At 66.1% G+C, this 24,992-nt stretch carries 23 protein-coding genes; 12 read left to right on the top strand and 11 right to left on the bottom strand.

Going from position 1 to position 24,992, the window contains the following annotated elements:
• Window position 1 precedes the first annotated feature (1 nt).
• Window positions 2-790 (bottom strand): flagellar basal-body rod protein FlgG, encoded by a 789-nt coding sequence (gene flgG, locus QQZ18_RS04610; protein WP_284538346.1) that lies wholly within the window; start codon window positions 788-790, stop codon window positions 2-4.
• 17 nt (window positions 791-807) lie between these two features.
• Complete coding sequence (gene flgF / locus QQZ18_RS04605) at window positions 808-1,551, bottom strand: flagellar basal-body rod protein FlgF (RefSeq protein ID WP_284538344.1); 744 nt, start codon at window positions 1,549-1,551, stop codon at window positions 808-810.
• 345 nt (window positions 1,552-1,896) lie between these two features.
• Between flgF and QQZ18_RS04600 the strand changes: the two genes are divergently transcribed.
• The 5 genes from QQZ18_RS04600 to QQZ18_RS04580 all read left to right on the top strand — a co-directional run bounded on the left by QQZ18_RS04600 (window position 1,897) and on the right by QQZ18_RS04580 (window position 9,327).
• The gene (locus tag QQZ18_RS04600) at window positions 1,897-2,406 is read left to right on the top strand and encodes a flagellar basal body-associated FliL family protein (RefSeq protein WP_284538342.1); all 510 of its coding nucleotides are present in this window, start codon (window positions 1,897-1,899) and stop codon (window positions 2,404-2,406) included.
• A gap of 11 nt (window positions 2,407-2,417) precedes the next feature.
• Window positions 2,418-3,635, top strand: a complete 1,218-nt coding sequence (gene fliM, locus QQZ18_RS04595) for a flagellar motor switch protein FliM (protein ID WP_284538340.1) — start codon at window positions 2,418-2,420, stop codon at window positions 3,633-3,635.
• Window positions 3,632-4,108, top strand: a complete 477-nt coding sequence (locus QQZ18_RS04590) for a DUF6468 domain-containing protein (protein ID WP_284538338.1) — start codon at window positions 3,632-3,634, stop codon at window positions 4,106-4,108. Before fliM ends, QQZ18_RS04590 begins: the two co-directional genes overlap by 4 nt.
• Window positions 4,105-5,385, top strand: coding sequence for a MotE family protein (locus QQZ18_RS04585; protein WP_284538336.1), 1,281 nt, complete (start codon window positions 4,105-4,107; stop codon window positions 5,383-5,385). The genes QQZ18_RS04590 and QQZ18_RS04585 overlap by 4 nt, the downstream gene beginning before the upstream one ends.
• A gap of 171 nt (window positions 5,386-5,556) precedes the next feature.
• A complete protein-coding gene (locus QQZ18_RS04580; RefSeq protein ID WP_284538334.1) occupies window positions 5,557-9,327 on the top strand; it encodes a tetratricopeptide repeat protein in 3,771 nt (1,256 codons plus the stop codon).
• Between the two features lie 23 nt (window positions 9,328-9,350).
• Here the strand turns inward: QQZ18_RS04580 and fliP are convergent, their stop codons facing one another.
• Both fliP and QQZ18_RS04570 read right to left on the bottom strand, forming a co-directional pair.
• On the bottom strand, window positions 9,351-10,052 hold the full coding sequence (fliP, locus tag QQZ18_RS04575) for a flagellar type III secretion system pore protein FliP (protein WP_284538848.1): 702 nt from the start codon (window positions 10,050-10,052) through the stop codon (window positions 9,351-9,353).
• A gap of 245 nt (window positions 10,053-10,297) precedes the next feature.
• Window positions 10,298-11,599: a flagellar biosynthetic protein FliO gene (locus tag QQZ18_RS04570; RefSeq protein ID WP_284538332.1), complete on the bottom strand. Its 1,302-nt coding sequence runs from the start codon at window positions 11,597-11,599 to the stop codon at window positions 10,298-10,300.
• A gap of 399 nt (window positions 11,600-11,998) precedes the next feature.
• Between QQZ18_RS04570 and flgB the strand changes: the two genes are divergently transcribed.
• The 7 genes from flgB to cckA all read left to right on the top strand — a co-directional run bounded on the left by flgB (window position 11,999) and on the right by cckA (window position 18,120).
• The gene (gene flgB / locus QQZ18_RS04565; RefSeq protein WP_284538330.1) at window positions 11,999-12,409 is read left to right on the top strand and encodes a flagellar basal body rod protein FlgB; all 411 of its coding nucleotides are present in this window, start codon (window positions 11,999-12,001) and stop codon (window positions 12,407-12,409) included.
• Between the two features lie 9 nt (window positions 12,410-12,418).
• The gene (flgC, locus tag QQZ18_RS04560) at window positions 12,419-12,829 is read left to right on the top strand and encodes a flagellar basal body rod protein FlgC (RefSeq protein WP_284538328.1); all 411 of its coding nucleotides are present in this window, start codon (window positions 12,419-12,421) and stop codon (window positions 12,827-12,829) included.
• An 85-nt stretch (window positions 12,830-12,914) separates the two neighbouring features.
• Complete coding sequence (locus QQZ18_RS04555; protein ID WP_284538326.1) at window positions 12,915-13,253, top strand: flagellar hook-basal body complex protein FliE; 339 nt, start codon at window positions 12,915-12,917, stop codon at window positions 13,251-13,253.
• Window positions 13,254-13,277: 24 nt separating this feature from the next.
• The gene (fliQ, locus tag QQZ18_RS04550; protein WP_284538324.1) at window positions 13,278-13,541 is read left to right on the top strand and encodes a flagellar biosynthesis protein FliQ; all 264 of its coding nucleotides are present in this window, start codon (window positions 13,278-13,280) and stop codon (window positions 13,539-13,541) included.
• On the top strand, window positions 13,538-14,302 hold the full coding sequence (gene fliR, locus QQZ18_RS04545) for a flagellar biosynthetic protein FliR (protein ID WP_284538322.1): 765 nt from the start codon (window positions 13,538-13,540) through the stop codon (window positions 14,300-14,302). The genes fliQ and fliR overlap by 4 nt, the downstream gene beginning before the upstream one ends.
• Window positions 14,303-14,312: 10 nt before the next feature.
• Entirely contained in the window at window positions 14,313-15,389 is a 1,077-nt protein-coding gene (flhB, locus tag QQZ18_RS04540; protein ID WP_284538321.1) for a flagellar biosynthesis protein FlhB, read from the top strand.
• 187 nt (window positions 15,390-15,576) lie between these two features.
• Entirely contained in the window at window positions 15,577-18,120 is a 2,544-nt protein-coding gene (gene cckA / locus QQZ18_RS04535; protein ID WP_284538319.1) for a cell cycle histidine kinase CckA, read from the top strand.
• Between the two features lie 183 nt (window positions 18,121-18,303).
• Here the strand turns inward: cckA and QQZ18_RS04530 are convergent, their stop codons facing one another.
• The 7 genes from QQZ18_RS04530 to QQZ18_RS04500 all read right to left on the bottom strand — a co-directional run bounded on the left by QQZ18_RS04530 (window position 18,304) and on the right by QQZ18_RS04500 (window position 24,882).
• Complete coding sequence (locus QQZ18_RS04530; protein WP_284538317.1) at window positions 18,304-19,218, bottom strand: pseudouridine-5'-phosphate glycosidase; 915 nt, start codon at window positions 19,216-19,218, stop codon at window positions 18,304-18,306.
• A 259-nt stretch (window positions 19,219-19,477) separates the two neighbouring features.
• Window positions 19,478-20,557, bottom strand: a complete 1,080-nt coding sequence (locus tag QQZ18_RS04525) for an ABC transporter ATP-binding protein (RefSeq protein ID WP_284538315.1) — start codon at window positions 20,555-20,557, stop codon at window positions 19,478-19,480.
• Between the two features lie 136 nt (window positions 20,558-20,693).
• Entirely contained in the window at window positions 20,694-21,488 is a 795-nt protein-coding gene (locus QQZ18_RS04520) for a sugar isomerase domain-containing protein (RefSeq protein WP_284538313.1), read from the bottom strand.
• Window positions 21,489-21,544: 56 nt separating this feature from the next.
• Window positions 21,545-22,291, bottom strand: coding sequence for a GntR family transcriptional regulator (locus tag QQZ18_RS04515; protein ID WP_284538311.1), 747 nt, complete (start codon window positions 22,289-22,291; stop codon window positions 21,545-21,547).
• Entirely contained in the window at window positions 22,284-23,162 is an 879-nt protein-coding gene (locus QQZ18_RS04510; RefSeq protein WP_284538309.1) for an ROK family protein, read from the bottom strand. The genes QQZ18_RS04515 and QQZ18_RS04510 overlap by 8 nt, the downstream gene beginning before the upstream one ends.
• Complete coding sequence (locus QQZ18_RS04505) at window positions 23,159-24,025, bottom strand: carbohydrate ABC transporter permease (protein ID WP_284538307.1); 867 nt, start codon at window positions 24,023-24,025, stop codon at window positions 23,159-23,161. Before QQZ18_RS04505 ends, QQZ18_RS04510 begins: the two co-directional genes overlap by 4 nt.
• The gene (locus QQZ18_RS04500; protein ID WP_284538305.1) at window positions 24,022-24,882 is read right to left on the bottom strand and encodes a carbohydrate ABC transporter permease; all 861 of its coding nucleotides are present in this window, start codon (window positions 24,880-24,882) and stop codon (window positions 24,022-24,024) included. The genes QQZ18_RS04505 and QQZ18_RS04500 overlap by 4 nt, the downstream gene beginning before the upstream one ends.
• Window positions 24,883-24,992: the final 110 nt, after the last annotated feature.

Raw genomic sequence — 24,992 nt, 5'->3', positions numbered from 1 at the left:
CTCACTTGCCCAGGTTGGATGTCGTCTGCGACATCTCGTCGGCGGCCGAGATGATGCGGGAGTTCATTTCGTAGGCCCGCTGGGCGGAGATGAGCGAGGAAAGCTCGTTGACCGCCTCGACGTTGGAGGATTCGAGGTAGCTCTGCAGAAGGGTGCCGTAGCCGGCGTCGCCGGGATTGCCGGTCTGGGCGGCGCCACTCGATGCCGTCTCGAGGAACAGGTTGTCACCCATCGGCTCGAGGCCGTTCTTGTTGACGAAGCGGGCAAGCTCGATCTGGCCGAGCACCGTCGCGGTGGTGGCGGTGCCGATCTTGGCCTGCACCTGGCCAGTGTTGGAAATGCTGAGGTCGCTGGCGTTCTGCGGCACGGTGATGGCCGGCTGCACGGTGTAGCCGTCGGCGGTGACCAGCGTGCCGGTGGAATCGAGCTCGAAGGAGCCGTCGCGGGTGTAGGCCGTCCGGCCGTCGGGCAGGGTGATCTGGAAGAAGCCCTCGCCGCGGATGGCGAGATCCTTGTCATTGCCGGTGGCTTCGGGGTCGCCCTGGGTCATGTTGCGCGGCGTGGCGACGATGCGAACGCCCGAGCCGAGCTGCACGCCGGCCGGCACCTGCGTTCCGGCGTCCGACGTGGTGGAGCCCTGGCGGCGCAGGGTCTGATAGAGCAGATCCTGGAAGTTGGCGCGCTGGCTCTTGTAGCCGGTGGTGCGCATGTTGGCGATGTTGTTGGAGATGACCGAGACGTTGGTCTCCTGGGCCTTCATGCCGGTTGCGGCGATGGTCAGGGCTTTCATGTGCGGTCGCTCCCGGATCAGGCGTTGACGGAGCCGAGGCGTTCGATCGCCCTGGCACTGAGGTCGTTTTGCTGTTTCACCATGTTGGAGATGCGCTCGTAGGCGCGCTGGACGTCCAGCATGGCGGTGAGTTCCTCGACGCCCGAGACGTTGGACTTCTCGAGGGCGCCCTGACGGACGCGGATGAAAGCCGGAGCCTGGGGCGCCGCGCTGGCCGAGTAGAGATTGTCGCCCTCCTTGGAGAGCACCGTGGTGTCGGGGAAGGCGGCGATGCGGAGTTTGCCCTTCAGCCCGGCGCTGGAAGAGATCGTGCCGTCGCGGGCGATGGCGATATTGGTTTCCTCGCTGCCGAAGACGATCTCGCCGCCATCGCCGAGAACCGGCTTGCCGTCGGCGGTGACGAGACGACCGGTGTTGTCGACGGCGAAGTCGCCTGCGCGGGTGTAGCGCTCGCCGGCCGGCGTATTGATGACGAAAAAGCTGTTGTCGGCTTCGATCGCCACATCGAGGTCGTTGCCGGTCATCTCGATCGATCCGGCCGAGAAGTCGTGCACGGTGGCCAGCTCGCGGACGAAGCGGTTATCGCGGTCGCGGCGAGGAAAAAGCGTTGCCGACGCCTTCGGCATCGTCGTTTCCTCGAAGTCGAGCGAAACGCGCTTGAAGCCGGCGGTGTCCATGTTGGCCACGTTGTTGGCGATGACGTCCAGCTTGCGTCTCAACGCAACCTGACCCGACAGCGCCACCAGAGTTGCATTCTGCATGGCAAATCGTTCCCAAGTCCCAATCGGACGGCGTCACGCTCCCCAGCGTCGCTGCCCGAGATCTCTATCGCAGGGAACGTGCCAACTTCGTAATCATGAAATATCAACTGGTTAGGTAAAAGTTCGCGGTGGTCTCGCATGGCGTTTCTTGCCGGCCGGCAGGTCCAGGGTGGCAATTTCTGCCGAGGCGTTAACCAATTATCAACCAATCGTTAACTATCCTGAAGGTCAATGAAAGGGCTGTGGGCTCCGGCAAAGAATCGTTGTTGCTGTGAAGGGGCCGACCCATAGCTTTGAGGTGGAGGCGCTCGGCTTCCCCCGATTCCGGAGCAGGCGCCGAAGGCCATGGCCAAGACCCCGAAAGCAGATGGCGAACAGGAAGGCGGCGAGGCCAGTGGCGGCTCTTCGAAGAAGAAGCTGATCATCATTGGCGGCGCAGCCGTGGCGGTGCTTCTGGTCGGTGGCGGCGCGGCCTTCTTTCTGATGGGGGGCACGCCGGCCACGCCGGCGGTGAGCGATGTCGCCGCCGTCGAGGCCGCGTCTCAGCCGCACGCCTACTACTACGACCTGCCGATGATGATCCTCAATCTGTCGACGGCCGACGAACGGCCGACCTTCGTCAAGATGGAGATCGCGCTCGAGGTCAGCGACGACAAGATGCTGGAGGTGATCAAGCCCAACCTGCCGCGCGTGCTCGACGCCTTCCAGACCTACATGCGCGAGCTCAGGGCCTCCGATCTGCAGGGCTCGGCCGGTCTGTTCCGCCTGAAGGAAGAGCTGCAGCGGCGCGTCAACATCGCGGTCTATCCGGCCCGTGTCGACGACGTGCTCTTCAAGAACGTCATCGTGCAATAAGGATGTCGAGCATGGCTGACGACGACGATCTTTCGGCGGACTGGGGTGCGGCTCTGGCAGAACAGCGGGCCGACAGCGGCGACGACATGGACGATCTCGCGGCCGAATGGGGCGCCGCGCTCGAAGAGCAGGGCGTCGAGAACGCCGACGCCGTGGCCGCCCAGTGGGCGGCGATGATCGACGACAACGACGCCGAGCTCGATGCGTCGAGCCGTGGCGCCGACCGCGTGCTGAACCAGGAGGAAATCGACAACCTCCTCGGCTTCAACGTCGAGGATCACGTTTCCAACGACCAGAGCGGCATTCGGTCGCTGGTCAACTCCGCGCTCGTTTCCTACGAGCGCCTGCCGATGCTGGAAATCGTCTTCGACCGCTTCGTGCGGGAAACGACGACGACGCTCCGCAACTTCACGTCCGACAACGTCGAAGTGTCGCTCGACGGCATCTCGTCGGTGCGCTTCGGCGACTATCTCAATTCCATTCCGCTGCCGGCCATCCTGGCCGTGGTCAAGGCCGAGCAGTGGGACAACTACGGCCTGATGACGGTCGACTCGTCGCTCATCTACTCGATCATCGACGTGCTGCTCGGCGGTGGCCGCGGCACCTCGGCGATCCGTGTCGAGGGACGGCCGTACACGACGATCGAGATGAACCTCGTTCGCCGCATGATCGACCTCCTGCTGGCCGACTGCGAGAAGGCCTTCGCGCCGCTCACCCAGATCAACTTCACGCTGGAGCGCCTCGAGACCAATCCGCGCTTCGCGCCGATCTCGCGGCCGGCCAATGCCTGTATCCTGATCCAGTTCCGCGTCGACATGGAAGATCGCGGCGGCATTGTCGAGATGCTGCTGCCGTATGCCACCATCGAGCCCATCCGCAACCTTCTGTTGCAGATGATCATGGGCGAGAAGTTCGGCCGCGACAACATCTGGGAAGGCCACCTCGCCACCGAGATCTACAACGCCGACATTGAGGTCGACGCCGTTCTGGTCGAGGAGGAGCTGCCGCTGTCCATGGTGATGGACCTCGAAGTGGGGCAGACGCTGCTGTTCGGCGTGTCGCCGGAGGACCCGGTGGCCATCAAGTGCGGCGACGTCCATATCACCTCGGGCAATATCGGCCGGCTCGGCGACAAGGTATCGGTCAAGATCAACAGGAATCTGAGGCGCCCGCGCATGACGCTGGCCGCTTTCGAGCGCGCGGTTCAGAAGGAGATGCAAAACACATGATTTCGGGCCTCAATCTCGGCGTGGCGATTGAGATCGTCGTTGCCATCCTTCTCGCGCTCACCATCGTCTACTGCGCCATCCTCAACCGCCGCCTGACGCGTCTCAGGGCCGACGAGGAAGTGCTGCGCGCCACGATTTCCGAGCTGATCACCGCCACCGAGATTGCCGAGCGGGCCATCTTGGGTCTCAAGGCGACGGCCTCCGAGTGCGAACGGGCTGTGGGCGGGCGCATGCTGGCCGCCGAGACGCTGCTGGGCGACCTCGACCAGAGGCTTACCGCCGGCAACGAGATCGTGAAGCGCATCGGCGCCATCGTCGGCGCGGCGCGTAGCAGCACGGTGGCGCCGATGAACGAGATCGAGGTCGAGCCGATGGCGCGCGAGAGCACGGCGCGCAATCTCAAGGCGGCGGCCGAAGCGGCGGCGGAACGTTTGTCGGCGCTGCGGCGCGGCAAGCGGGAGGCAGCTGCGTGAAGAAAATCCGCCTGCTCCCGCTGGTGCTGATTGCCGTCACGGCGTTGCTCGCCGTGAAGGTGCTCGGCTTCATCATGGGGGTGGAGCCACTCGAAGTCGGACCCCGTTCGGCGGTTGCCTCCGGCGGCGAGGCACCGGCGGGGCACGGCGAGGCGGCCCCGGAGGCGAGCGCCGCGCCGGATACGTCGGCCGTCGATCGCCTGACGACGCCGATCGACCTTGCCGATGAATACAAGAAGCTGAAAGCCGAGCAGGAAAAGGGCAGTGGGCACGGCGAAGCGCCAGCGGCAGGACATGGCGAGGCGCCAGCGGCTGCCGGACATGACGCGGCCCCGGCCGATGGCGCCGCTCATGGGGATGCAGCGGCGACCGATGCCGGGCACGGAGCACCGGCCGATGCGAAGCCCGCCGACGCCGGGAAGGACACGCCTCCTCCAGCCACCGGAACTGAAGCCGCTCCCGCCGGTCACGACGCGGCACCGGCGGCCGATGCCGGCCACGGAGCGCCCGCCGCTGGCGGTGCCGATGCTGCTCCCGCCGCCGCGGCCGAGCATGGTGCGCCGGCCGCCGAACATGGGGCGCCGGCCGAGGGCGGACATGGCGGCGCCAAGGCGCCGACCGACGTCTATACCGAACGCCCCAAGGAGTACTCGCCGCCGATCGGATCGTCGGAGCGGGCCATCCTCGAAGGTCTTGCCGCCCGGCGGGATGATCTCGACAAGCGTGCGCATGACCTCGATCTCCGGGCCAAATTGCTGGAGGCGACGGAACAGCGCCTCAACGAACGGTTGAATCAGCTTCAGTCCATCGAATCCCAGCTCGGCGTGGCCGGCGGGGGTGGGGCACCGGCGGCGAATCCGGCGGCTTCCGGCCCGGCGTCGTCGCCTCCGGCCGGAGGTGCTCCGGCGTCGGGAGCCGCGCCCGGCGCGCCGGCGGCGGCCGGTGCGGCTCCTGCCATGAACGAGCAAATGGCGGCGCTCGTTTCGCTTTACGAAGGGATGAAGCCCAAGGCTGCCGCCGCCGTGTTCGACAAGCTCGACACCGGCACGCTGCTCGAACTGGCCGGCCACATGAATCCGCGCAAGCTGTCGCCGATCCTCGCCGCCATGGATCCGGACAAGGCCAGCCGGATCACCAGCCTCATGGTCGGGGCGCAACAGGCCCAGAAGCGCGTGGTCGTCCAGGTGGAGCAGGTGGCGCCGACGCTCGGCCCGGCGCCGGGCGACGGTGCCCCCGCCGACGCTTCGCAACTGCCGCAGATCATGCCGGCGCCCTGAGGGTTGCCAAGGCAGTGGAGCGAGCTCCATTTCCCTGAAAATCCGGTCGTTTTCGGGGCGGAAGTAACCGCAAATTAAGCGCATGTCTCCTAGGCTTCCCGGAGCGCCGGTGTGTTTCGGCGCCATCGGGGTGTGTTCATGCGTTGTGCCCGGTTGCTGCGTGAGGCTGCGTTGCGTATTCGGTCGTCGGTCCGTCATGTGGCCGTCGCCGCTGCGCTCTGCCTTGCGACGATCGGCGCGCCGGACATGACCATGGCGCAGGCGACGACGCCACAGACGACCGCCGAACCGGTCAACGTCGACTTCAGGTCCGGCCCCGACTTCGGCCGCATGGTTCTGACCTTTCCCAACCTCAACCTTCTGCCGCCGCACAAGGTGACGTCGGACAGCGGCGTGTTGGTGATCCAGTTCGACCAGCCGGTCTCCCTCAACGCCGAGGCGGCGGTGACGCGGCTTGCCAATTACGTGCTGATCGTGCGTACCGATCCCGACGGCCTCGGCGTCCGCATGGCGCTGGCCCGCTCGGTGAAGGTCAACGTGATGGAGGCCGGGCCGCAGCTGTTCGTGGACTTCCTGCCCGCCACCTGGAAGGGCGAGCCGCCGCGCCTGCCGGACGAGGTGGTGGCGGCGCTGGCCATGAAGGCCGACGAGATGGCCAAGGCCGCCGCGGCGGCGCAGAAGCTCATTGCGGAAACCGAAAAGCCCATTCGGGTCGATGTCACGGCTGCGAAGGCACCCACCTTCAGCCGCCTGAACTTCAAGTGGAACGTGCCGTTTGACGTCGACTTCCGGCGCACCGATCTCGGCGTAGATCTGCGGTTCAACCGGGTGGGAATGCCCGATCTTTCGATGATCCGTTCCGACCCGCCGCCGTTCGTCAACGACATCACCGCGGAGCAGGGCGAACAGGGCTTGGTCGTCCACATCCTCACCGACAGCGTTGCGGACGTCCGCGCCTACAAGGACGACGACAGCTATGTCGTCGATGTGCGCGGCCCGGACAACCCGGCCACGATGACCCCGCTCGATCGCGCCTTGCAGGCGGCGGTCGCACCGTTGCCAGCCGTTCCCGCTGGCGCCACGCAGGCCGTGAGCGCGGGCGGTCACGATGCGCCGGCTGCCGTACCTGCCGCCCCGGTTGCGGATCCCGCCGCTCCGGCGGCGTCGGTGGCCGATCATGCCGCTCCCGCTGCGGATCCTGCCGCGCCGCACGCCGATCCTTCGTCGACCATTGCAGCCCCCGATGCGCCGACCACCGCGCATGACGTCGCCGCCGTTGCCAAACCGGACGCGACTCCCGAGCATCCGGCCCCGATCGCGGAGAGTGCCATCGCCGCCCCGCAGCAGCCCGACGCCCAGCCTGCGACGGCACCGGCGCGGCCGGTGGTGGTCGCATCGGCCGACAAGCCGCGCACCGACCTTGCCGAGCTGCCGGAGAACGCGGTGGCGCGGGCTCTGGTCGATGGCGTCATCCGCGTCGAGTCCGAGCGGGTCGGCCAGGCAGTCCACATCACCTTTCCCTACAAGAAGGAAGTCGGCGCGGCGCTGTTCATGCGCGACAGCACCCTCTGGCTGGTGTTTGACGACGCGGCGCCGATCGATGCGGCCACGTTGCAGGATGCGTTCGTCGGGTTCGCCCGCAGCATCGAGCCGACCACGCTCGATGGCGCCCAGCTCATCCGCGTCGACATGATCGACCGCTACGTGTCGACCATGAGTCCCGACGGTCCCAAGTGGGTGATGACGATCGGCGAACTGGTGACCGACCCGACCCGGCCGCTGTCGATCGGCCGGCAGGTCCATCCGGATGGATCGAAGTCGCTCGACATACCCTTCGGCCCGGTCTCCCGCATTCACAGGCTGACCGATCCGAGCAGCGAGGACACGGTCATCGTGGTGACCGGCAAAGGGCAGGCGCGCGGCCTCGTCAAGCCGCACTCGTTCACCGAACTGGACGCACTCGCCTCGATCCACGGCCTTGCGCTTCTGCCCAAGGTCGACGACCTGGCAGTGACCTCCGACGGCATCCTGGTGTCCATCGGCCGGCCCGGAGGGCTGGCGGTGTCGACGCTCGCCGAGGAAAAGAAAGCGACGCTGTTCGATCTGCCGGCCGCGCTCGGTTCCTCGGTCGCCCGAAAGGCGGCCGTCATCGATTTCGGGGATGCCCGCAACGTCGATCCCGGCGGCTACTGGCAGGCTCGTCACAAGCTGATGACCGACGTCACCCAGGCGCGCGATCTGCCCGAACGCGTCGATCGCTGGTACAAGGCGGCGACCTTTGCGCTGGCCCAGGGTCTCGGACCGGAGACCACCGGCATTCTGGATCTGATCGGCAAGCTGGCGCCGGAAGAGACCGTGTCGGACCGCATGGCCGCGTTGAGGGCGGGCGGCGAGTACTTCACCTATCGGCCCGAGCAGACGCTGAAGCAGCTGGATCGCCGCGAGTTTGCCGACAGTCCTGACGCATCGGTGTGGAAGGCCATGGCGCTCAGCGATCTCGGCCGTCACGACGAGGCGGCAGCGGAGTTCGCCAAGGGCGACGCCGTGATCGGCGCCTATCCGCCGGTCATCCAGCGGCGCTACGCCTTGAGCCACATCGCGTCGGCCATCGACCTCAAGGACTACACCACGGCGCGCGACCTCCTGGCGAGGCTCGACCCGAACAGCGTCAGCGCCGGTGAGCATGCCCGCCTCGATCTTCTCAATGCCCTGGCGCGCGACGCGGCCGGCCACGCCATGGATGCCGTGACGCTGTTGTCGAACATCGTGCGGGAGGACAAGGGACCGGTTGCCGCCGAGGCCACCTATCGCCTCGTGCAGTTGCAGCGGCGCGAAGGCCTGATCACCCTGGCCCAGGCCATCGACCGGCTGGAACAGCTGGCCGTCAGCTGGCGCGGCGACGAGTTGGAGCTCAAGACGCTGCGGTTGCTCGGTCAGTACTCGATCGAGAACGGCGACTATCGCCGCGCCTTCGAGGTGATGCGCGTTGCCGAGCAGGTGAACCCGAACTCCACGACCTCCCGTCAGATGACGGAAGAGATGCAGGTGGCCTTCTCTCAAGTCTTCCTGGACAACAAGAATTCCAACCTCAGCCCGGTCCAGGCGTTGTCGCTCTATTACGACTATCGCGAGCTGACGCCGAGCGGACGGCGGGGCGACGCCATGGTGCGCAAGCTGGCCGATCGCCTCGTCGGGGTCGATCTTCTGCCGCAGGCTGCCTCGTTGCTGGAGTACCAGGTGAAGAACCGCCTGCGTGGCGCCGCCCGCGCCCAGGTGGCCGCCGATCTCGCCCTCGTCTATCTGCTCGACGATCGGCCGGACAAGGCGATGTTCACGCTGTCGACCACGCGACAGGCTTCACTCCCGGTGGCGATCGAACGGCAACGGCGCACCGTCGAGGCCAAGGCCATGGCCGAGTCGGGCAATCCCGACGGAGCACTCGAAGTGCTGGCGCCGCTTGACGGCGTCGAGATAGGACGTCTCAAGGCGGATATTCTCTGGTCGGCCGACCGCTATGCCGATGCTGGAACGGCTTACGAACGCACCTTGGGCGGCCGCTGGACCGACGCCATGCCGCTCAGCGACAGCGAGCAACTGGCCGTGCTCAAGGCGGGCATCGCCTACACTCTGGCCGGCGACCGCATGAGCGTCGACCGCCTCCGGTCGAAATACACCGAGAAGATGGCGCCAACGGCCAACGGCTCGGCGTTCGATGCGGTGACCGGCCCGATCGTGGCAAGCGGCAGCGATTTCCAGAGCATCGTCAAGTCGATCGCCGACGCCGACACCATGAAGAGCTTCCTCGCCGATTACAGAAAGCGCTATCTCGACGTCGGAAACGGCGATAAGCCGGACATGGTTACGTCTCCCGACGGCACTGCGCCGAAGCCTCCCGAGTCCAACGCGTCGGTGGACGCTGGCGGCGCGACCAGCGCAGGCTGAAGGTCAGGACGCGTGCCTCGGGTTCAGCCGACGTAACTTCGAACGAGGCTGCCGGCGAGCATCGCCCAGCCGTCGACCAGCACGAAGAAGATCAGCTTGAACGGCAGCGACACCACCTGTGGCGGCAGCATCATCATGCCCATGGCCATCAGGATCGACGCCACCACCATGTCGATGATCAGGAAGGGCAGGTAGATCAGGAAGCCGATCTCGAAGGCGCGGCGCAGCTCGGAGATCATGAAGGCGGGGATGATGATCCGGGTTTCCAAATCTTCCTGGCTTTCCGGCTGTGGCAGGCCGGCGAGGTCGACGAACAGGCGCAGGTCGGATTCACGGGCGTGAGCCAACATGAAGGCCCGCATCGGCTGCATGGTGCGGGTGAAGCCCTCGGTCAGCTCGATCTGGTTGTTCACCACCGGCTCTATGCCGTTGGTGTAGGCTTCCTGGAAGGTCGGAGCCATGATGAAGGCGGTGAGGAACAGCGCCAGCGAAATCATCACCGCGTTCGGAGGAGCGGTTTGCAGGCCGATGGCCGATCTCAGCAGAGACAGCACGACGACGATTCGCGTGAACGACGTCATCATCACGACGATCGACGGCGCAAGGCTGAGAACGGTGAGCAGACCGACGAGCTGAACCGCGCGTTCGGTCAGTGTCGATCCTTGACCGAGCGAGATGCTGACGTCCTGGGCGAGAGCCAGGCCGGACGAAAGGCCCAGCCACATGAGGCCGAGGAGAAGCGGACCAAGGAGGATGAGGACCCGCCGGACGCCGCCACGGCGGCCGCGTGCAACCGCCATCGCCTCCTGATTGTCCGTTCCGTCGTCGCCGGTCGTCATCGCGTCTATCCGAGAGGATCGGTGCAACGGCGCCCGATCACGGCCGGACGCGAATCATCCGGCTTCTCGCGACACTGTCGCCCCGGCCGGCGACCGGCTCAAGGCGACAGGCAATGAAAGCGGAGACGCGATCAGCGTTTTCCCTTGGAATCGCCGGCCAGATCGTCGAGCAGACGGGCCATCTCGTCTTCCAGCGAGGAGAACTCGGTGCTGTTGCGGACGTCCTCTTCAGGCATCTCGACCGGCTTGTCGGCCGCCCGGGGCGCGACCACCGGTTCCGGGGCCACGGACGGCTCTGGCGTCGGCTCGACCGCCCGGGGCTCGGCGACATGCGGCCTGAGCAGCGAGCGGGCGGGGGCGGCTGGCGCCAAGGGCTCGCGAACCGGCGTCGGCTCGCGGCTGATCACGGGCTCGCGCGGCACCGTCGGTTCACGGGCGACCACCGGTTCGCGCGGCGCGATCGGACGCGGCGTCTGAGTCGCCCGCGGCCGAAGCCACGCCGACGCGGCGGCGGCAACCGGCTTCGGCGGCTCGGTCCTGGGTTTCGGCTCCGGCGCGACGGGCTGCTCGGCCGCCTCGATCTTCATTTCCGCGATCTCGCTTTTCAGCGCCTCGTCGAGCTGGCGGGCGAGATCGTCGAAGCCGGGGCCTTCGTCGGTGGAGGAACTGGGCTCGTCGGCGGGAACGACGCGCAGGGGTTCAGCCTTGCGCTCCGCCTGTGGCGCCTCGTGCGCGGGTTCGGCGCGATCCGCCGTCTGAGCGTCGGACACGATGGGCGAAATGGGGGCGATGGTCGGCTCGACGCGGTGGGCTTCCGGCGGGATGTAGGGCGATGCCGGCGCGCTGCGGGCGGCCTCCGGCGTCCGGGGCTGGACGCGGTTGAGGCGGGCCTGGATCGACGTGGCCTTCGGATGCTCGCCGGCCACATGCGAGGGGAAGGCGGGACGGACGGGCTCGACGGCGGCAGGCTGCCTGGGAATCGGCACGGGACGGGCGGCGGCGGGCGCTTCGACCATTGGCGAGACGGGAGCGGTCGCCATGGCGGGCGTATCGGCGGCGGCGGGCTCGGCATCCTCGGCCGTGGTCGCTGCATGGGCCGCCGGCCGGGCGGTCCGTCCCAGGCTGCCGACCGGAACGCCCCTGATGATGGTCGGCTCGACGACGAGGTCGTTGCCGCCTCCCACCAAAATCAGGTGCTCGACGCCATCGCGGCGCACCAGCAGCAGGCGCCGGCGTTGGTCAAGGGCGATCTGCTCGACGATCGTCAGCCGGTTATGGCGGCTCCGACCGATCGACAGCTGGCCGCCAACGGCGTAGTTGCGGAGGACCCAGCGGAGCAGCAGGAGCAACCCGGCTACCACCACGAGGGCCAGGGCGTAGCGCACGACGGTTGCTCCCGTGGCACCAAACCAAGTTACCAGCAAATCCTGCATCTCACTTTTCCACTCAAGACCTGTTTCGTTGAAGGTGCCAGTTCGTCAAGTCGATAGCCGGTTTATCTCGAAATGGGAAATTATTCGGAAACGTCTTCCGTTGCCGCTCGCTTCATTCCGCTTGGCTCCGACACCTCTCCGATCACCAGGGCGTTGCAGAGCGCAACCATAGGCCCATTAGGCACTTTTTCCCAGCTATCAGCCAAATCGGGCGTTTTTCAAGTCTCTCTGAGGGTAGAAGAAAGGATTGTTAACCATTCATTAACCCTGAACTCGGCAAATATTGCCTACGGTTTTCAAGTTGCGAATCCTTGTGACGGGCCGCGACTTTCAGGGTGCCGCTCCCCATGCGGTGTATCAGGCGGCCGGCTTGGGCGCCAATTGCGGTGAGTTCTTTCGATGTCGATGACCGATCTGCCGGTCTTGCAGGCCCTGAAAGGGAAACTGCGTTTCCACGAGACGCGGCAGAAGGTGCTTGCGGAGAACGTGGCCAACGCCGAAACGCCGGGCTACAGGGCGCGCGACATCAAGGCTCCCGACTTCTTCCGCATGGCGGTGGAAGGCGAGCGGGACGAAGGCGTGTCCACCGTGCTGACCAGCCCGATGCACATCGCAGGGCCCCTGATCGACAACAGCACGCCGTTCCGGCCCGAAAAGGTCGGCGGCTACGAGGTGACGCCGGACGGAAACGCCGTGTCGCTCGAAGACCAGATGATGAAGGTCACCGGCAACCAGATGGACTTCCAGACGGTGACGTCGCTCTACCAGCGCAGCATCGGCCTGCTGAAGACCGCCGTCGGCAAGAGATGAGGTGAGGCCATGGACTTCCTGAAAACGCTGATGATCTCCTCCGCCGGCCTCAAGGTTCAGACCGGCCGGATGCGCATCATCGCCGAGAACGTCGCCAACGCCGATTCGGTCGCATCGACCCCCGGCGGCGATCCCTACCGGCGCCAGATCCCTACGGTGACCTCGAAGTTTGACAAGGAACTCGGCGCCGAGATGGTGCGCCTCGGCAAGGTGGTTCCCGACCGCTCGGACTTCGAGCTGAAATACGAGCCGAACAGCCCGGCCGCCGACACCAGCGGCAACGTCAAGTATCCCAACGTGTCGCCGCTCATCGAGATGGTCGACATGCAGAGCGCCCAGCGCACCTACGAGGCCAACCTCAACGTGGTTTCGTCGACGCGCGCCATGCTCCAGAAGACCATCGACATCCTGCGCGGCTGATCGCGGCCGCCTTTCGTTTCACCGCAAATCCCGATGCAAGGCCGCGACGCGCCTTTGCCGGAATCGTCCTAGGAGGATCATCGCCATGGCGCTCACCACCACCGCGCTCAGTGCCAGCAATGTGTATGGCGCCATGTCGAGGCTGGCGAATCGCGGTCAGGCGGGGCAGGCTAGCGACGCGGTTGCCGGGGCGGCCGGGGTGACCTCGCCCGATTTCGGGAGCATGCTGCGCGATCAGGTGCGCGACGTGGTCGATCAGGGCAACGCCTCGGAAGCCAAGCAGGCGAGCTACATGGCCGGCAAGGGCAACATCATCGATGTCGTCACGGCCGTGTCGGAAGCGGAGGTGGCGCTCGATACCATGGTGTCGGTGCGCGACAAGGTGATCTCGGCCTACGAGGAAATCATGCGCATGGCGATCTGATGCCGGCGCGGTTGGAGCGGACGAATGGGTGGCGCTGAGGTTCTGGACCTGGCCCGGACCGCCATCTGGGTGACCATCAAGATCGCGGCGCCGGTGATGTTGGCCGGCCTCGCGGTCGGTTTCGTCGTGTCGCTGTTCCAGGCCCTGACGCAGATCCAGGAACAGACGCTGGCCTTCATTCCGAAGATTCTGTCCATCTTCATCGTGCTGATGCTGACGCTGCCCTTCATGGCGGATTCGCTCAACAGCTTCATGGCGACGATCAGCGAGTGGATCATCCGGGGATGATCATCCGCATCCTCCCAGACGTGACGGTGCTGTTCCTCCTGCTGTTCGCCCGCATCGGCGCGCTGTGCATGCTGATGCCCGGAATCGGCGAACCGACGATCTCCTCGCGTGCCCGTCTCACCTTCGCGCTGCTTCTCACGGCCGTCTTCTACCCGATCCTGTCGAACCGGCTGCCCGCCGGCCTGGCCAACGACATGAACCGGCTGATCTTCGCGCTCATCGCCGAGGTGATCATCGGCGTCGCCATCGGACTGACCGCCCGTCTACTGATGAGCGTGATCCAGACGGCCGGCACCGCCATCGCCTCCGACATCGGCCTCGGCTTTGCCCAGAGCATCGATCCCACCATGGGCCAGCAGGGCGCCATCATCTCGTCCTTCCTGTCGGTGACGGCGGTGACGATCATCTTCGTCACCGACCTTCACCACGTAGCGCTCGCCGGCATCGCCGGCAGCTACACCATGTTTCCGCCCGGCGAGATGGTGCCGGTCGGCGACTTCAAGGATGCCGCCATCCTGACCATCGCCGAGTCCTTCAAGACGGCGTTGCAGATCGCCGCGCCCTTCATGGTGTTTGCGTTGGTCTACAACCTCGGTCTCGGCGTGCTGCAGAAGCTGATGCCGCAGTTCCAGGTCTATTTCCTGGCAATGCCTCTCACCATCATGATCGGCCTTGCCATCCTCGCTTCGCTGGTCGTCACCATCCTCGGCCTCTACCGCTCCTTCATGGAGACCGGTCTGATGCGCCTCGTTCCCACCTGAGGGCAGCGCCATGGCCGGTTCGGACGACGACAGCGACAAAACAGAAGAACCAACACAACGAAAACTCGAGCAGGCGCACGAGCAGGGCGACGTCATCAAGAGCACGGAGGTGGGCACGTTCTTCGGGCTCGTCGCCGTGACCGCCGTCATCGGGCTCACCGGAACCGCGATGACCGGCGCGCTGCTGTCGCCCTTGCGCGGGCTGATCGAGCATGCCGCCGAGATTGCGGTCGACGGCGGCGGTCTCCGCCGGCTCTATCTTGCGATCGTCGGCGGCTTTCTGCTGGCACTGGCCTTTCCGCTGGTGCTGATGGCGCTCGGCGGCATCATCGGCAATCTCGCCCAGCATCGCATGGTCGTCTCGTGGAAATCGCTGGAGCCACGGCTCGACAAGGTGTCGCCGCTCGGCGGTCTGAAACGGATGTTCTCGCCGGAGAGTCTCGCCAACTTCGTCAAGGGCCTTCTTAAGGTGGCGGTGCTCGGCACGGTGATGACCATGGTGCTGTGGCCGGAGCGCGATCGGCTCGACGCGCTCGTTACCATCGACATCGCCCGCACGCTGTCGGTGGCGAAATCGCTGGCGCTCCGCATGCTCGGCTTCATGCTGGCGCTGATGTTCCTGATCGCCGCCGCCGACTATTTCTGGTCGCGCTACCGCTACATGCATCGCCAGCGCATGTCGTTGCAGGAGGTCAAGGACGAGCACAAGCAGACCGAAGGCGATCCGCACATCAAGGGTCGCATCCGCTCGTTGCGCATGCAGCGGGCGCGGCAGCGCATGATGCAGAAGGTGCCGGACGCGACGGTGGTCGTCACCAACCCGACGCACTATGCCGTGGCGCTCAAGTATGACGACACGACACCGGCGCCGATCTGCGTCGCCAAGGGCGTCGACGAGGTGGCGCTGCGCATCCGCGAGATGGCGAAGACGGCCGAGGTGCCGATCGTCGAGAACCCGCCGCTCGCCCGCGCGCTCTACGCCAGCGTCGACCTCGACGAGGCCATCCCCGAGCAGCATTACAAGGCCGTGGCGCAGGTGGTGGGTTACGTGCTGAATCTCAAGAAGAAGCCGAGTTGGCGGTCCTGATGGTGGCAAGCGTGGCGCGGGTGGGCCTCAAAAGCTGGTATCATCGGCCCGGATTGGCGAAAAGGCGCAAGTCGGCGTTTGCCTCGTCACGGGCGATTGCTAAAGATCATGGCGTGAACAGACGATTCCCGGCGGTCGCGGCGACCCATTCGGCGCGGTACTGGCAGGCGGGCAGGGCAAGAGCAGCATGAACGAAACCGAGTCGTCGGCACCTTCCGTCGAAACGCCGATCGTCGACCGTTCCGAGCGCGGCGGCAACGTTGGGCTGGTGATCGCGCTGGCGCTGGCGCTGGTGGCCGCCGCGGCGGTGTTCGCGGTGCTCGACCGGGCGGCGGCCGAACCCTACGTGCTGGGCCTTCTCGGGCTCTTGGCGGTGATCGGCGTCTTCTCGCTGTTCGCCATCGCCATCGGCCTCGTGCGCCTCTCCTCGCGCAACGACGGGCAGGTGCAGCTCGCCAAGCGCTTCCTCGACACCATGACCGACGGCGTCTGCGTCACCGACGGCGACGGCCGCATCGTCTATGCCAACGCCACCTATGGCCGGCTGATCCGCGCCGAATCGGCCATCGACGTCCGCACCGTCGAGCGGGTGTTCTCGGGCGATCCCGACACCGCCGACGTGATCTTCCGTCTGGCCCAGGCCTCGCGAGAGGGGCGGCGGGCGATGGAGGAACTGCGCGTCGCCCATCCGCTCGGCCGCATCGATGGCCCGGCCCGCTGGTACCGCATCCGCGTGCGGCCGCTCAACGGCCTGTCCCAACCGCTCAATGTCTGGCAGGTGGCCGACATCACGCGCGACCGCGACGAGCAGGAGAACAGCTTCCAGGCGCTGCAGCGGGCGGTGAACTTCCTCGACCACGCGCCGGCGGGCTTCCTGTCGGCCAACGCGCTCGGCCGCGTCGTCTACATGAACGCCACGCTGACCGACTGGCTCGGCTACGACCTCACCGAGTTCGAGGCGGGCGCCATGCAGCTCAAGGAAATCGTCGTCGGCGACGGCGTGGCTCTGCTCGACGGCATTCGCGGCGCCTCCGGCGAGGTGAAGACGGGCATCGTCGACCTCGACATGGTCAAGCGCAACGGCCAGATCCTGCCGGTCCGCATCATCCACCGCGTGCCGGTGGGCAGCGACGGCGCGGTGGGCGACAGCCGCACGCTGGTGCTGAACCGGTCGCCCGGCGAGGACGTGTCGGAATCTTTGCGTGCCGCCGAGGTGCGCTTCACCCGCTTCTTCAACAACACGCCGGCCGCCATCGCCTCCATCGACAAGGAAGGCCGCATCGGCCGCAACAACGCGCCGTTCATGCGCCTGTTTGGGTCTTCGGTCCGGCCGGATCCGTCGGCGCCACGCGGCCGCCTGACTGATGTCATCGCCGAACGCGACCGCAAGGCGATTTCCGAGGCGATCGTTTCGGCCGTGAACGGGCAGGGCAACATCTCGGGCATCGACGTGTCGCTGGCCGGCGAGGGCGAGCGCTCCGCCCGCTTCTACGTGTCGACGGTCGAGGAGGGCGCCGGCGACGGCGAGGTGGCCATCGTCTATGCGCTGGAGACCACCGAGCAGCGGGCGCTGGAGGCGCAGTTCGCGCAAGGCCAGAAGATGCAGGCGGTCGGTCAGCTGGCCGGCGGCGTGGCGCACGACTTCAACAACGTGCTGACCGCCATCATCGGCTTCTCCGATCTGTTGCTCAACAACCACCGCCCCACCGATCCGTCCTTCCAGGACATCATGAACATCAAGCAGAACGCCAACCGCGCCGCCGGTCTCGTCCGGCAGCTCCTGGCCTTCTCGCGCCGACAGACTCTCCGGCCGCAGGTGCTCGTGCTGTCCGACGTCCTGGCCGAGCTGTCGAACCTGCTGAGCCGCCTGCTCGGCGAGAAGGTGCAGCTCAAGGTCAACAACGGCCGCGACGTGTGGCCGGTGATGGCCGACCTCAACCAGTTCGAGCAGGTGGTCATCAACCTCGCGGTCAACGCCCGCGACGCCATGACCAGGGCCGGCAAACTGGAGATCCGCACCTCCAACGTCACGGCCGACGAGTGCGCCCGGTCCTATCCCTTCAAGGGCATGCCGGCTGCCGACTACGTGCACATCGAGGTGGAAGACAACGGCTCGGGCATGACGCCGGAGATCATGGAAAAGATCTTCGATCCGTTCTTCTCGACCAAGGAAGTGGGCAAGGGCACCGGCCTTGGCCTCTCCACCGTCTACGGCATCGTCAAGCAGACAGGCGGCTACATCTATCCGGTGTCGGAAGTGGGCGTCGGCACCACCTTCCACATCTTCCTGCCGCGCCACGAGGCGCCGGCCGATGCGGTGCCGAAGAAGAACGTCGAAGCGACGCCGATCGCCGATCTCACCGGCAGCGCGACGATCCTGCTGGTCGAGGACGAGGAGGCGGTGCGCGCCTTCGCCGCTCGCGCGCTGGCCTCGCGCGGCTACACCGTGCACGAGGCGTCGACCGGCGCCGAGGCGCTGGAGGTGATGGCCGACGTCGGCGGCAAGATCGATCTGGTGGTGTCCGACGTGGTGATGCCGGAGATGGACGGGCCGTCCCTGCTCCGGGAGCTGCGCAAGACCCAGCCCGATCTCAAGATCATCTTCGTGTCGGGCTATGCCGAGGACGCCTTCAAGAAGAACCTGCCGGAAAACGAGCAGTTCAACTTCCTGCCCAAGCCGTTCTCGCTGAAGCAGTTGGCGACGACGGTGAAGGAAACGCTGGCCGAGTAATCCAGGCGGGGCTCCGCCTGATCTTGACGATGCAGTGTCTCCGGGGCTGGGCGAACCAGCCCCGAAGCGTTTCCTAGAGCATCATCCGACCGGAGTGAAACGAGGATCGACAAGATGATGCTTCACAAACAAGAGCTTGTAGCGCCGATCTGATTCAATCAGATCGAATGGCGCGTCCAAAGGTCAGCTCTTCAGCGCCTTGGCGATGTCGGCGGCGAGGCGGACGTTGTTCATGACCAGAGCGATGTTGGTCTTGAGCGACGAACCGGCGGTGCGCTCGAACATGTCGGCGAGCAGGTAGGGCGTCACTTCCTTGGCGGCTATGCCGGCTGCCTTGGCCGAGGCCAGGGACGCGGCGATGAAGCCCTGCATGCGAACGGCCGGGATCTCGTCGGTCTCCGGCACCGGGTTGGCGATCAGCATGCCGCCGTCGATGCCGATCAGTTTGCGCGCCTTCTGGAAGGCGGCGATCTCGGCGGCCGAGTCGAGCCGGAGCGGAGCCTTGAGGCCCGAGCCGCGCGACCAGAAGGCCGGGAACTCGTCGGTGCCATAGCCGACCACCGGAACGCCCTTGGTTTCAAGAACTTCCAGCGTCTTCGGCAGGTCGAGGATGGCCTTTGCGCCGGCAGCGACGACGATCACCGACGTGCGGCCGAGTTCCTCGAGGTCGGCGGAGATGTCGAAGCTCTCCTCGGCGCCCTGGTGGACGCCGCCGATGCCGCCGGTGCCGAACACCTCGATGCCGGCCAACTGGGCGCAGATCATCGTGGCGGCGACGGTGGTCGAACCGGGACGGCCGGTGGAGATCGCGAAGGCTAGGTCGGCGCGGGACAGCTTCATGACGCCGGTCATGCTGCCCAGCTTGTCGAGCGTTTCGGCGTCGAGGCCGATGCGGATCTTGCCATCCAGAACGGCAATGGTGGCCGGCGTGGCGCCGCGGCTGCGGATCTCGGCCTCAACGGCGCGCGCCGTCTCCACGTTGTCCGGATAGGGCATGCCGTGGGTGATGATGGTGGACTCGAGCGCGACGACCGGCTTGCCGGATGCGATCGCAGCTTCGACTTCAGGCGAATAGACGAGTGGCAGGGATGCCATCATGCCTCCGAATGTGGCCGCACGACTAGGCCACGGAGCGGGCACGCACGTCGGCGGCGAGTGATGGATCTCCGAGCCGAACTCTATACGACAAGAGGGCCGTCTTGCGAAAGAGGGAAGACGCAACATCCGGCAAAAAGCGGAAATCGCCCTGATCTTTCAAAGGGGAGTCTCGCGCGCACGCCTTTCCGAGGTCGCGCGTCGTCGCATTTTCCGGGCTTTCTGAGGGGCGCGCTCCGTCGCGCGGTTCGACATCGGTGGGCTACAGGGCCAATCCCTCGTCGTCGAACAGTCTGAGACGAGAGGCGTCGCAGCCGAGCGTCAACCGGGATCCGAGGCTGGCGGGGTGCGCGGCGTCCACCCGGGCGACCACGAGATGGCCGGAGGCCGTTTCGAGCTCGAGGAACGATTGGTCGCCCAGCCGTTCGACCAGGCGGACGGTCGCGGAAATCCTGAACTCCCCGTCATCCACCGCAAGGTGTTCGGGCCGGAATCCCAGCGTCGCTCGCGAGCCCATCCGTGTCGATGCCGTTGCAACCACCGGAACCTTGACGTCGCCGGTGTCGGGGCTCGAAAACAGCGCATAGTCCGTTTCGACGGCCGCGATCTCGCCCTCGATGAAGTTCATCTTCGGCGACCCGATGAAGCCGGCGACGAACAGATTGCGCGGGCGCTCGTAGAGTTCGATGGGGGTGCCGATCTGCTGCACGACGCCGCCGTTGAGCACGACGATCCGGTCGGCGAGCGTCATGGCTTCCACCTGGTCGTGCGTCACGTAGATCATGGTCGAGCCCAACTGGCTGTGCAGCTTGGCGATCTCGCGGCGCATGGAGACGCGCAGCGCGGCGTCGAGGTTGCTGAGCGGCTCGTCGAACAGGAACACCTTGGGGTGGCGGACGATGGCACGGCCGATCGCGACCCGCTGGCGTTGCCCGCCGGAGAGCTGGTAGGGGCGGCGTTCGAGCAGCTCTTCCATCTTCAGGATGCGTGCCGCCTCGTGGATGCGGACGTCGATCTCGCTCTTTCCCATGCCGGACAGCTTGAGGCCGAAAGCCATGTTGCCGTATGCGGTCTTGTGGGGATAGAGCGCGTAGGACTGGAACACCATGGCAATGCCGCGCTCCCGGGGCGCGTCGTCATTGCAGCGCGTTCCGTCGATCAGGATGTCGCCGGCGGATATCTCCTCAAGGCCGGCTATCATCCGCAGAAGCGTCGACTTGCCGCAGCCGGACGGCCCGACGAAGACAACGAACTCGCCATCGGCGATTGAAAGATCGATCCCCCGGATCACACCGACTGCGCCATAGGACTTGGTCACGTCCTTCAGTTCGACAGTTGCCATCGTCATTCCCGCTCTTTGGCTTGTTTTGGACGGTCCCAGCCGGCAGAACCGGCTGGGGCCATGTCGTGATCCTGGATTCACTTGCTGGAGCGGCCGCTTGTCGCCAAGGCCGCTCCAACCCGATCACTGGAGTGCTTCAGGCCTTGCCGCTCATGCGGTCCTTGAAGAAGTCCAGGTGCTTTTCCTGAGCCTTCAGCATCTTCTCGCGGTAGACGCCGTAGATGATGTCCGTGTCGAGCAGCGTGACGCCGGCGATGGTCGGTGAGGCGAAGGTCGGCAGCTCGATGCCCTTGTCGGCAAGCTTGACGGCGGTGCGCGAAACCAGCTCGTGCATCATCATCATGGCCAGGACCGTGGAGGAGCCGGACACCGGCCGCGACCAGCCCTTCACCTGAACGATGGCGTCCTCGATCGGCGCGCCGGTGTCGATGACGATGTCCGCGGCGTCGGCAAGGCGCTTGCCGGACGAGTGGGTCGCCGGCTTGTCGAGGTTCTGCTTGGCGGTGATAGCCACCACCGTGAGACCGCGCTTTTTGGCGTAAAGGGCGGTGTCGATGCCGGAGGAGTTGCGGCCGCTGTGACCGAAAATGACGATGGAGTCACCGGGGTTGAGCGGCTGGTGGTCGAGGAACTTCTCGGCATAGTTTTCGGTGCGCTCAAGCCAGAGCAGTTCGCGAACGCCGCCAGCGCCGAGCACGTTGTGCCACATCACGCGTGGGTCCGTCAGCGGGTTGAAGCCGACGTAGGAGCCGTAGCGCGGGAAGGTTTCCTGGCAGGGGAGCACCGAGTGGCCGGAACCGAACAGGTGAACGAGACCCTCCTTGGCGAGAGAGGTGGACAGCGCGGTCGCGGCGGCCTCGAAGGCCGGCTCGTTGGTGGCGGCGGTTTCCTCGGCGATTTTGACCAGGCGGGAGATATAGAGGCTCGACATGGTTGACCTTTCCTTGGGGTACTGAGTTGTGGACGGCAGGTGCCGGCCGTGGGGTGCTAGAGATAGAGTTTGGACCGGATCTCGTAGCGGTCGCCGCGCATGGTGGAGACGGCGAATTCAAAGGGGCCGTTGACGTCATAGGTGACGCGCTCGACGACAAAGGCGGGACTGCCGGACGGGACGCCCAGAAGCTCGGCGTCGCCTTCGAGCACGCTGCCGACGCGGTAGGCTTCCCGTGCTTCCTTGGGCAGGATGCCGTAGCGGCTGCGCAACGCCTCGTAGAGCGAGGTGAGTTGCGGCGAGAGCTCGACCAGTCCGGGCACCAGAGATGTCGGCAGGTGTGCCGTCTGGATGCCGATCGGTGCCCCGTTGCCGAGGCGCAGGCGACGAAGCCGCACCACCGGTTCGCCGAGCTTGATCTCGAGGGCGTCGGCGATCGTCTCGTCGGCCTCGGTGGTGTCGGCTTCCAGAAGGCGCGAGCTGCCGGCCAGGCCGAGCGAGGCCATTTCCTGCGTGAAGCTCGTCAGGCCCCGCACCCCGGCGATGACCGTGGATGACCGGACGAAGGTCCCACGGCCATGCTCGCGGCGCAGCAGGCCGGATTCTTCGATGTTTCTCAGCGCATGCCGGACGGTGATGCGGCTGACACCGAGCATCGACGACAATCGCTCCTCGTTCGGAAGCTGCGTCTCTTCCGGCCAGGTGCCATTGGCGATGAGGGCCCGCAAGGCCTGTTCGGCCTGATGCCAGAGCGGCTCGGGTCGATTGCGGTCGGGCAGAGTGACGAGGCCAAGATTAGACATGGTCGATTTTCCAAAGGGGGCTGCCAGCCGCCGCGACGGCGGCACCGGCAAGGACGGCGCCGGGTCCGAAGTGACCGACGGCGATAGGGATGGAACGAAGATGCGGCGGCAACTGACGCGTCAGGGCGGCGCGAGTCAGGGGAGCGAGAACATCGAAGGCCGACGCGACGCCGCCGGTGATCAATATCACGGCGGGGTCGAGCAGGGCGACGGCGCCGACAAGGCAGGTGCCGAGCGCGGCGGCGGGTTCTTCGAGCCGCTTGAGCGCATCGGCTTGCCCGGCCCGGGCGGCGGCAATCAGCTCCGCACCCGTTTTGAGACCCACGGAGCAAGCGAGACGGTCGAGGGCGCGGCCGGCGGCATGGCGTTCCAGCCAGCCGCTGCGGTCGTCGCCTGCGTCGTCCCGGTCGGCCGACGCCCAGCCGAAGGAGGCGGCGCTGCCGCCGCTGCCGCGCAGCACCCGGCCGCCGGAGAGCACGGCCGAACCGATGCCGGTGCCGATGGCGATCAGTATGGCATCGGAGAGGCCGGCGGCGGCGCCGGCCGTGGCTTCGGCGACTAGGGCCATATGGGCGTCGTTGCCGAGCGCGACCGGTTGCCCTGGGAAGAGCGCGGCAAGGTCTTGGCCGTCGAGATAGGGCAGGTTGGGCACCCAACGGCAGAGCGTGCCGTTGGCAAGGCCCGGGATGGCGATCCCCAGACCGTCGGGGCGGTAAGCCTCGATCTGCGTATCGACGAAGGCTCGGAACGCGCGGAGGTCGGACGGCGCGGCGCCACTGGCCACCACTTCCGTCTCGCAGGGGCGATCGGCGTCGGCAATGCCGACGCGGATGTTGGTGCCGCCGATATCGATGGCGAGAACGCGGCTCATCCCTTCACCCCCGACGAGACGATGCTGTCGACGAAGAAGCGTTGCAACAGCAGGAACATGACGAGGGGAGGCAGCACCGCCATCGTCGCCCCGGCCATGACGAGACCGGTGTTCATCGCACCCCGGTTGTAGCTCAAGAGGCGTGAGAGCGAGAGGACGATCGGGTAGTTGTCGACCTGCCCCTGCAGGACCGTGAGCGGCCACAGGTAGGTGTTCCAGTGATAGACGAAAGCGAACAGGGCGAGGGCGGCGATGGCCGGAACCACGGCCGGGGCCACCACCGTGAAGACGATTCTGAGTTCGGACGCGCCATCGACGCGGGCGGCATCGATCAAATCGTCGGGCACGCCGGCAATGAACTGCCGCATCAGGAAGACGCCGAAGGCGTTGGCGAGATTGGGGACGATGACGCCGGCGAGGCTTGCGTTGAGCCCGATGGAGCCCACGAGCCGGTAAAGCGGAATGAGCGTGACGATCGGCGGCAGGAACATGGTGGCGATCACCGCCGCGAATAGCAGGTCGCGCCCCTTGAAGCGGTACTTGGCGAAGGCGTAGCCCGCCATCAGCGACGTGATCAGGATGCCGAGCGTGGCGGTGGTGGCGATGACTGCCGAGTTCCAGAAGGATCGGCCGGCGTTGATGACGTCCGCCACCTCGCCATAGGCCTGGAAGTTCACCGATCCCGGGATCCAGACCGGCGGCACCTGCATGCTCTCGGCCGGCGTCTTGAAGCTCGACAACACCATCCAGACCAGAGGGAAGGCGGAGACCGCGGCCACCAGGACGATGCCGGCGACGAGCAGCGCGTCGAGCGGTTTGGCCTTGGATGTCCGGAAGAGTCGGCCCTTGCGAACGCTGCTCATTTGTCGTCGTCTCCCCTGCGTGCGAAGGCGAACAGCGCGACGATCACCACGATCAGCGCCAGCATCAGCATGACGGCCATGGCGGAGCCGAGCCCCCCTTGCGCCCGTTCGATGCCGACGCGACGAATGTAGTAGGTGAGCACGTTGGTGGAGTTCGCCGGTCCTCCCTGGGTGATGAGCGCGACCGGCTCGAACACCTGCACGGCGTTGATGACGGCGATGACCGCGCTGAACAACAGCGTGCGGCGCAGGAGAGGCAGCGTCACGCCGAAGAAGGACTGCACCGGATTGGCGCCGTCGATGCGCGCCGCCTCGTAAAGCGAGGTGGGAATCTGGGTGAGACCGGCGATGACGAGCACGGTGAAGTAGCCGACCTGCTGCCAGACATTGAGCAAAACGATGGAGCCGAGCGCGGTATCGGGCGACGACAGCCACAGCTGGCGGTCGAAACCGAACCAGCCCAGTATCTGGTTGAGCGGCCCTTCGTTGGGCGAGTAGAGCTTCGACCATACGAGGGCAACGGCGATCATCGGCACCATGTAGGTCGAGAAGAGAATGGTCCGGAGCACATGGCCGCCGGCAACCCGGGTCTGGTAGACCATCAGGCCGAGCGCGACCGACAGCGGCAGGATCACGATCACCGACAAGCCCGTGTAGAAAGCGGTGTTCCAGAAGGCTTGGCGGAAATCCCGGCCGACCGACAGTGGGCCGAGAAGGTCGGTGTAGTTCTGAAAGCCGACGAATCTGGCGGAGCCGAACCCGGTCTGGGTCGACCAGGCCTGAAACGACAGCCAGATCGTCAGCAGCATCGGCAGGAAAATGAAGACGCCGACGAGACTGACGGCTGGGGCCAGCATCACAAGTATCGGGGTGCGAGGCGAATGGGTCATGGCCGACTTGATCTGGAGGGGCAGCAGGGTCCGGATCCGGCGGGCTTGGAGCCCGCCGGACCTGAATGCGGACGAGC

It is taken from the genome of Pleomorphomonas sp. T1.2MG-36 (assembly GCF_950100655.1).
Lineage (GTDB): Bacteria > Pseudomonadota > Alphaproteobacteria > Rhizobiales > Pleomorphomonadaceae > Pleomorphomonas.
This window is presented reverse-complemented; position numbering and strand designations above follow the sequence as displayed.

What these genes read in the sequence shown, in the direction of transcription:
- QQZ18_RS04510 (WP_284538309.1), bottom strand. Translation starts at nt 23,162, where the DNA reads ATGAGCCGCGTTCTCGCCATCGATATCGGCGGCACCAACATCCGCGTC.
- flgF (WP_284538344.1), bottom strand. Translation starts at nt 1,551, where the DNA reads ATGCAGAATGCAACTCTGGTGGCGCTGTCGGGTCAGGTTGCGTTGAGA.
- fliQ (WP_284538324.1), top strand. Translation starts at nt 13,278, where the DNA reads ATGGGTGGCGCTGAGGTTCTGGACCTGGCCCGGACCGCCATCTGGGTG.
- fliP (WP_284538848.1), bottom strand. Translation starts at nt 10,052, where the DNA reads ATGTGGCTGGGCCTTTCGTCCGGCCTGGCTCTCGCCCAGGACGTCAGC.
- QQZ18_RS04500 (WP_284538305.1), bottom strand. Translation starts at nt 24,882, where the DNA reads ATGCTGGCCCCAGCCGTCAGTCTCGTCGGCGTCTTCATTTTCCTGCCG.
- QQZ18_RS04530 (WP_284538317.1), bottom strand. Translation starts at nt 19,218, where the DNA reads ATGATGGCATCCCTGCCACTCGTCTATTCGCCTGAAGTCGAAGCTGCG.
- fliR (WP_284538322.1), top strand. Translation starts at nt 13,538, where the DNA reads ATGATCATCCGCATCCTCCCAGACGTGACGGTGCTGTTCCTCCTGCTG.
- QQZ18_RS04600 (WP_284538342.1), top strand. Translation starts at nt 1,897, where the DNA reads ATGGCCAAGACCCCGAAAGCAGATGGCGAACAGGAAGGCGGCGAGGCC.
- QQZ18_RS04555 (WP_284538326.1), top strand. Translation starts at nt 12,915, where the DNA reads ATGGCGCTCACCACCACCGCGCTCAGTGCCAGCAATGTGTATGGCGCC.
- flgC (WP_284538328.1), top strand. Translation starts at nt 12,419, where the DNA reads ATGGACTTCCTGAAAACGCTGATGATCTCCTCCGCCGGCCTCAAGGTT.
- QQZ18_RS04505 (WP_284538307.1), bottom strand. Translation starts at nt 24,025, where the DNA reads ATGAGCAGCGTTCGCAAGGGCCGACTCTTCCGGACATCCAAGGCCAAA.
- flgB (WP_284538330.1), top strand. Translation starts at nt 11,999, where the DNA reads ATGTCGATGACCGATCTGCCGGTCTTGCAGGCCCTGAAAGGGAAACTG.
- flgG (WP_284538346.1), bottom strand. Translation starts at nt 790, where the DNA reads ATGAAAGCCCTGACCATCGCCGCAACCGGCATGAAGGCCCAGGAGACC.
- QQZ18_RS04570 (WP_284538332.1), bottom strand. Translation starts at nt 11,599, where the DNA reads ATGCAGGATTTGCTGGTAACTTGGTTTGGTGCCACGGGAGCAACCGTC.
- QQZ18_RS04515 (WP_284538311.1), bottom strand. Translation starts at nt 22,291, where the DNA reads ATGTCTAATCTTGGCCTCGTCACTCTGCCCGACCGCAATCGACCCGAG.
- flhB (WP_284538321.1), top strand. Translation starts at nt 14,313, where the DNA reads ATGGCCGGTTCGGACGACGACAGCGACAAAACAGAAGAACCAACACAA.
- fliM (WP_284538340.1), top strand. Translation starts at nt 2,418, where the DNA reads ATGGCTGACGACGACGATCTTTCGGCGGACTGGGGTGCGGCTCTGGCA.
- QQZ18_RS04525 (WP_284538315.1), bottom strand. Translation starts at nt 20,557, where the DNA reads ATGGCAACTGTCGAACTGAAGGACGTGACCAAGTCCTATGGCGCAGTC.
- QQZ18_RS04520 (WP_284538313.1), bottom strand. Translation starts at nt 21,488, where the DNA reads ATGTCGAGCCTCTATATCTCCCGCCTGGTCAAAATCGCCGAGGAAACC.
- QQZ18_RS04590 (WP_284538338.1), top strand. Translation starts at nt 3,632, where the DNA reads ATGATTTCGGGCCTCAATCTCGGCGTGGCGATTGAGATCGTCGTTGCC.
- cckA (WP_284538319.1), top strand. Translation starts at nt 15,577, where the DNA reads ATGAACGAAACCGAGTCGTCGGCACCTTCCGTCGAAACGCCGATCGTC.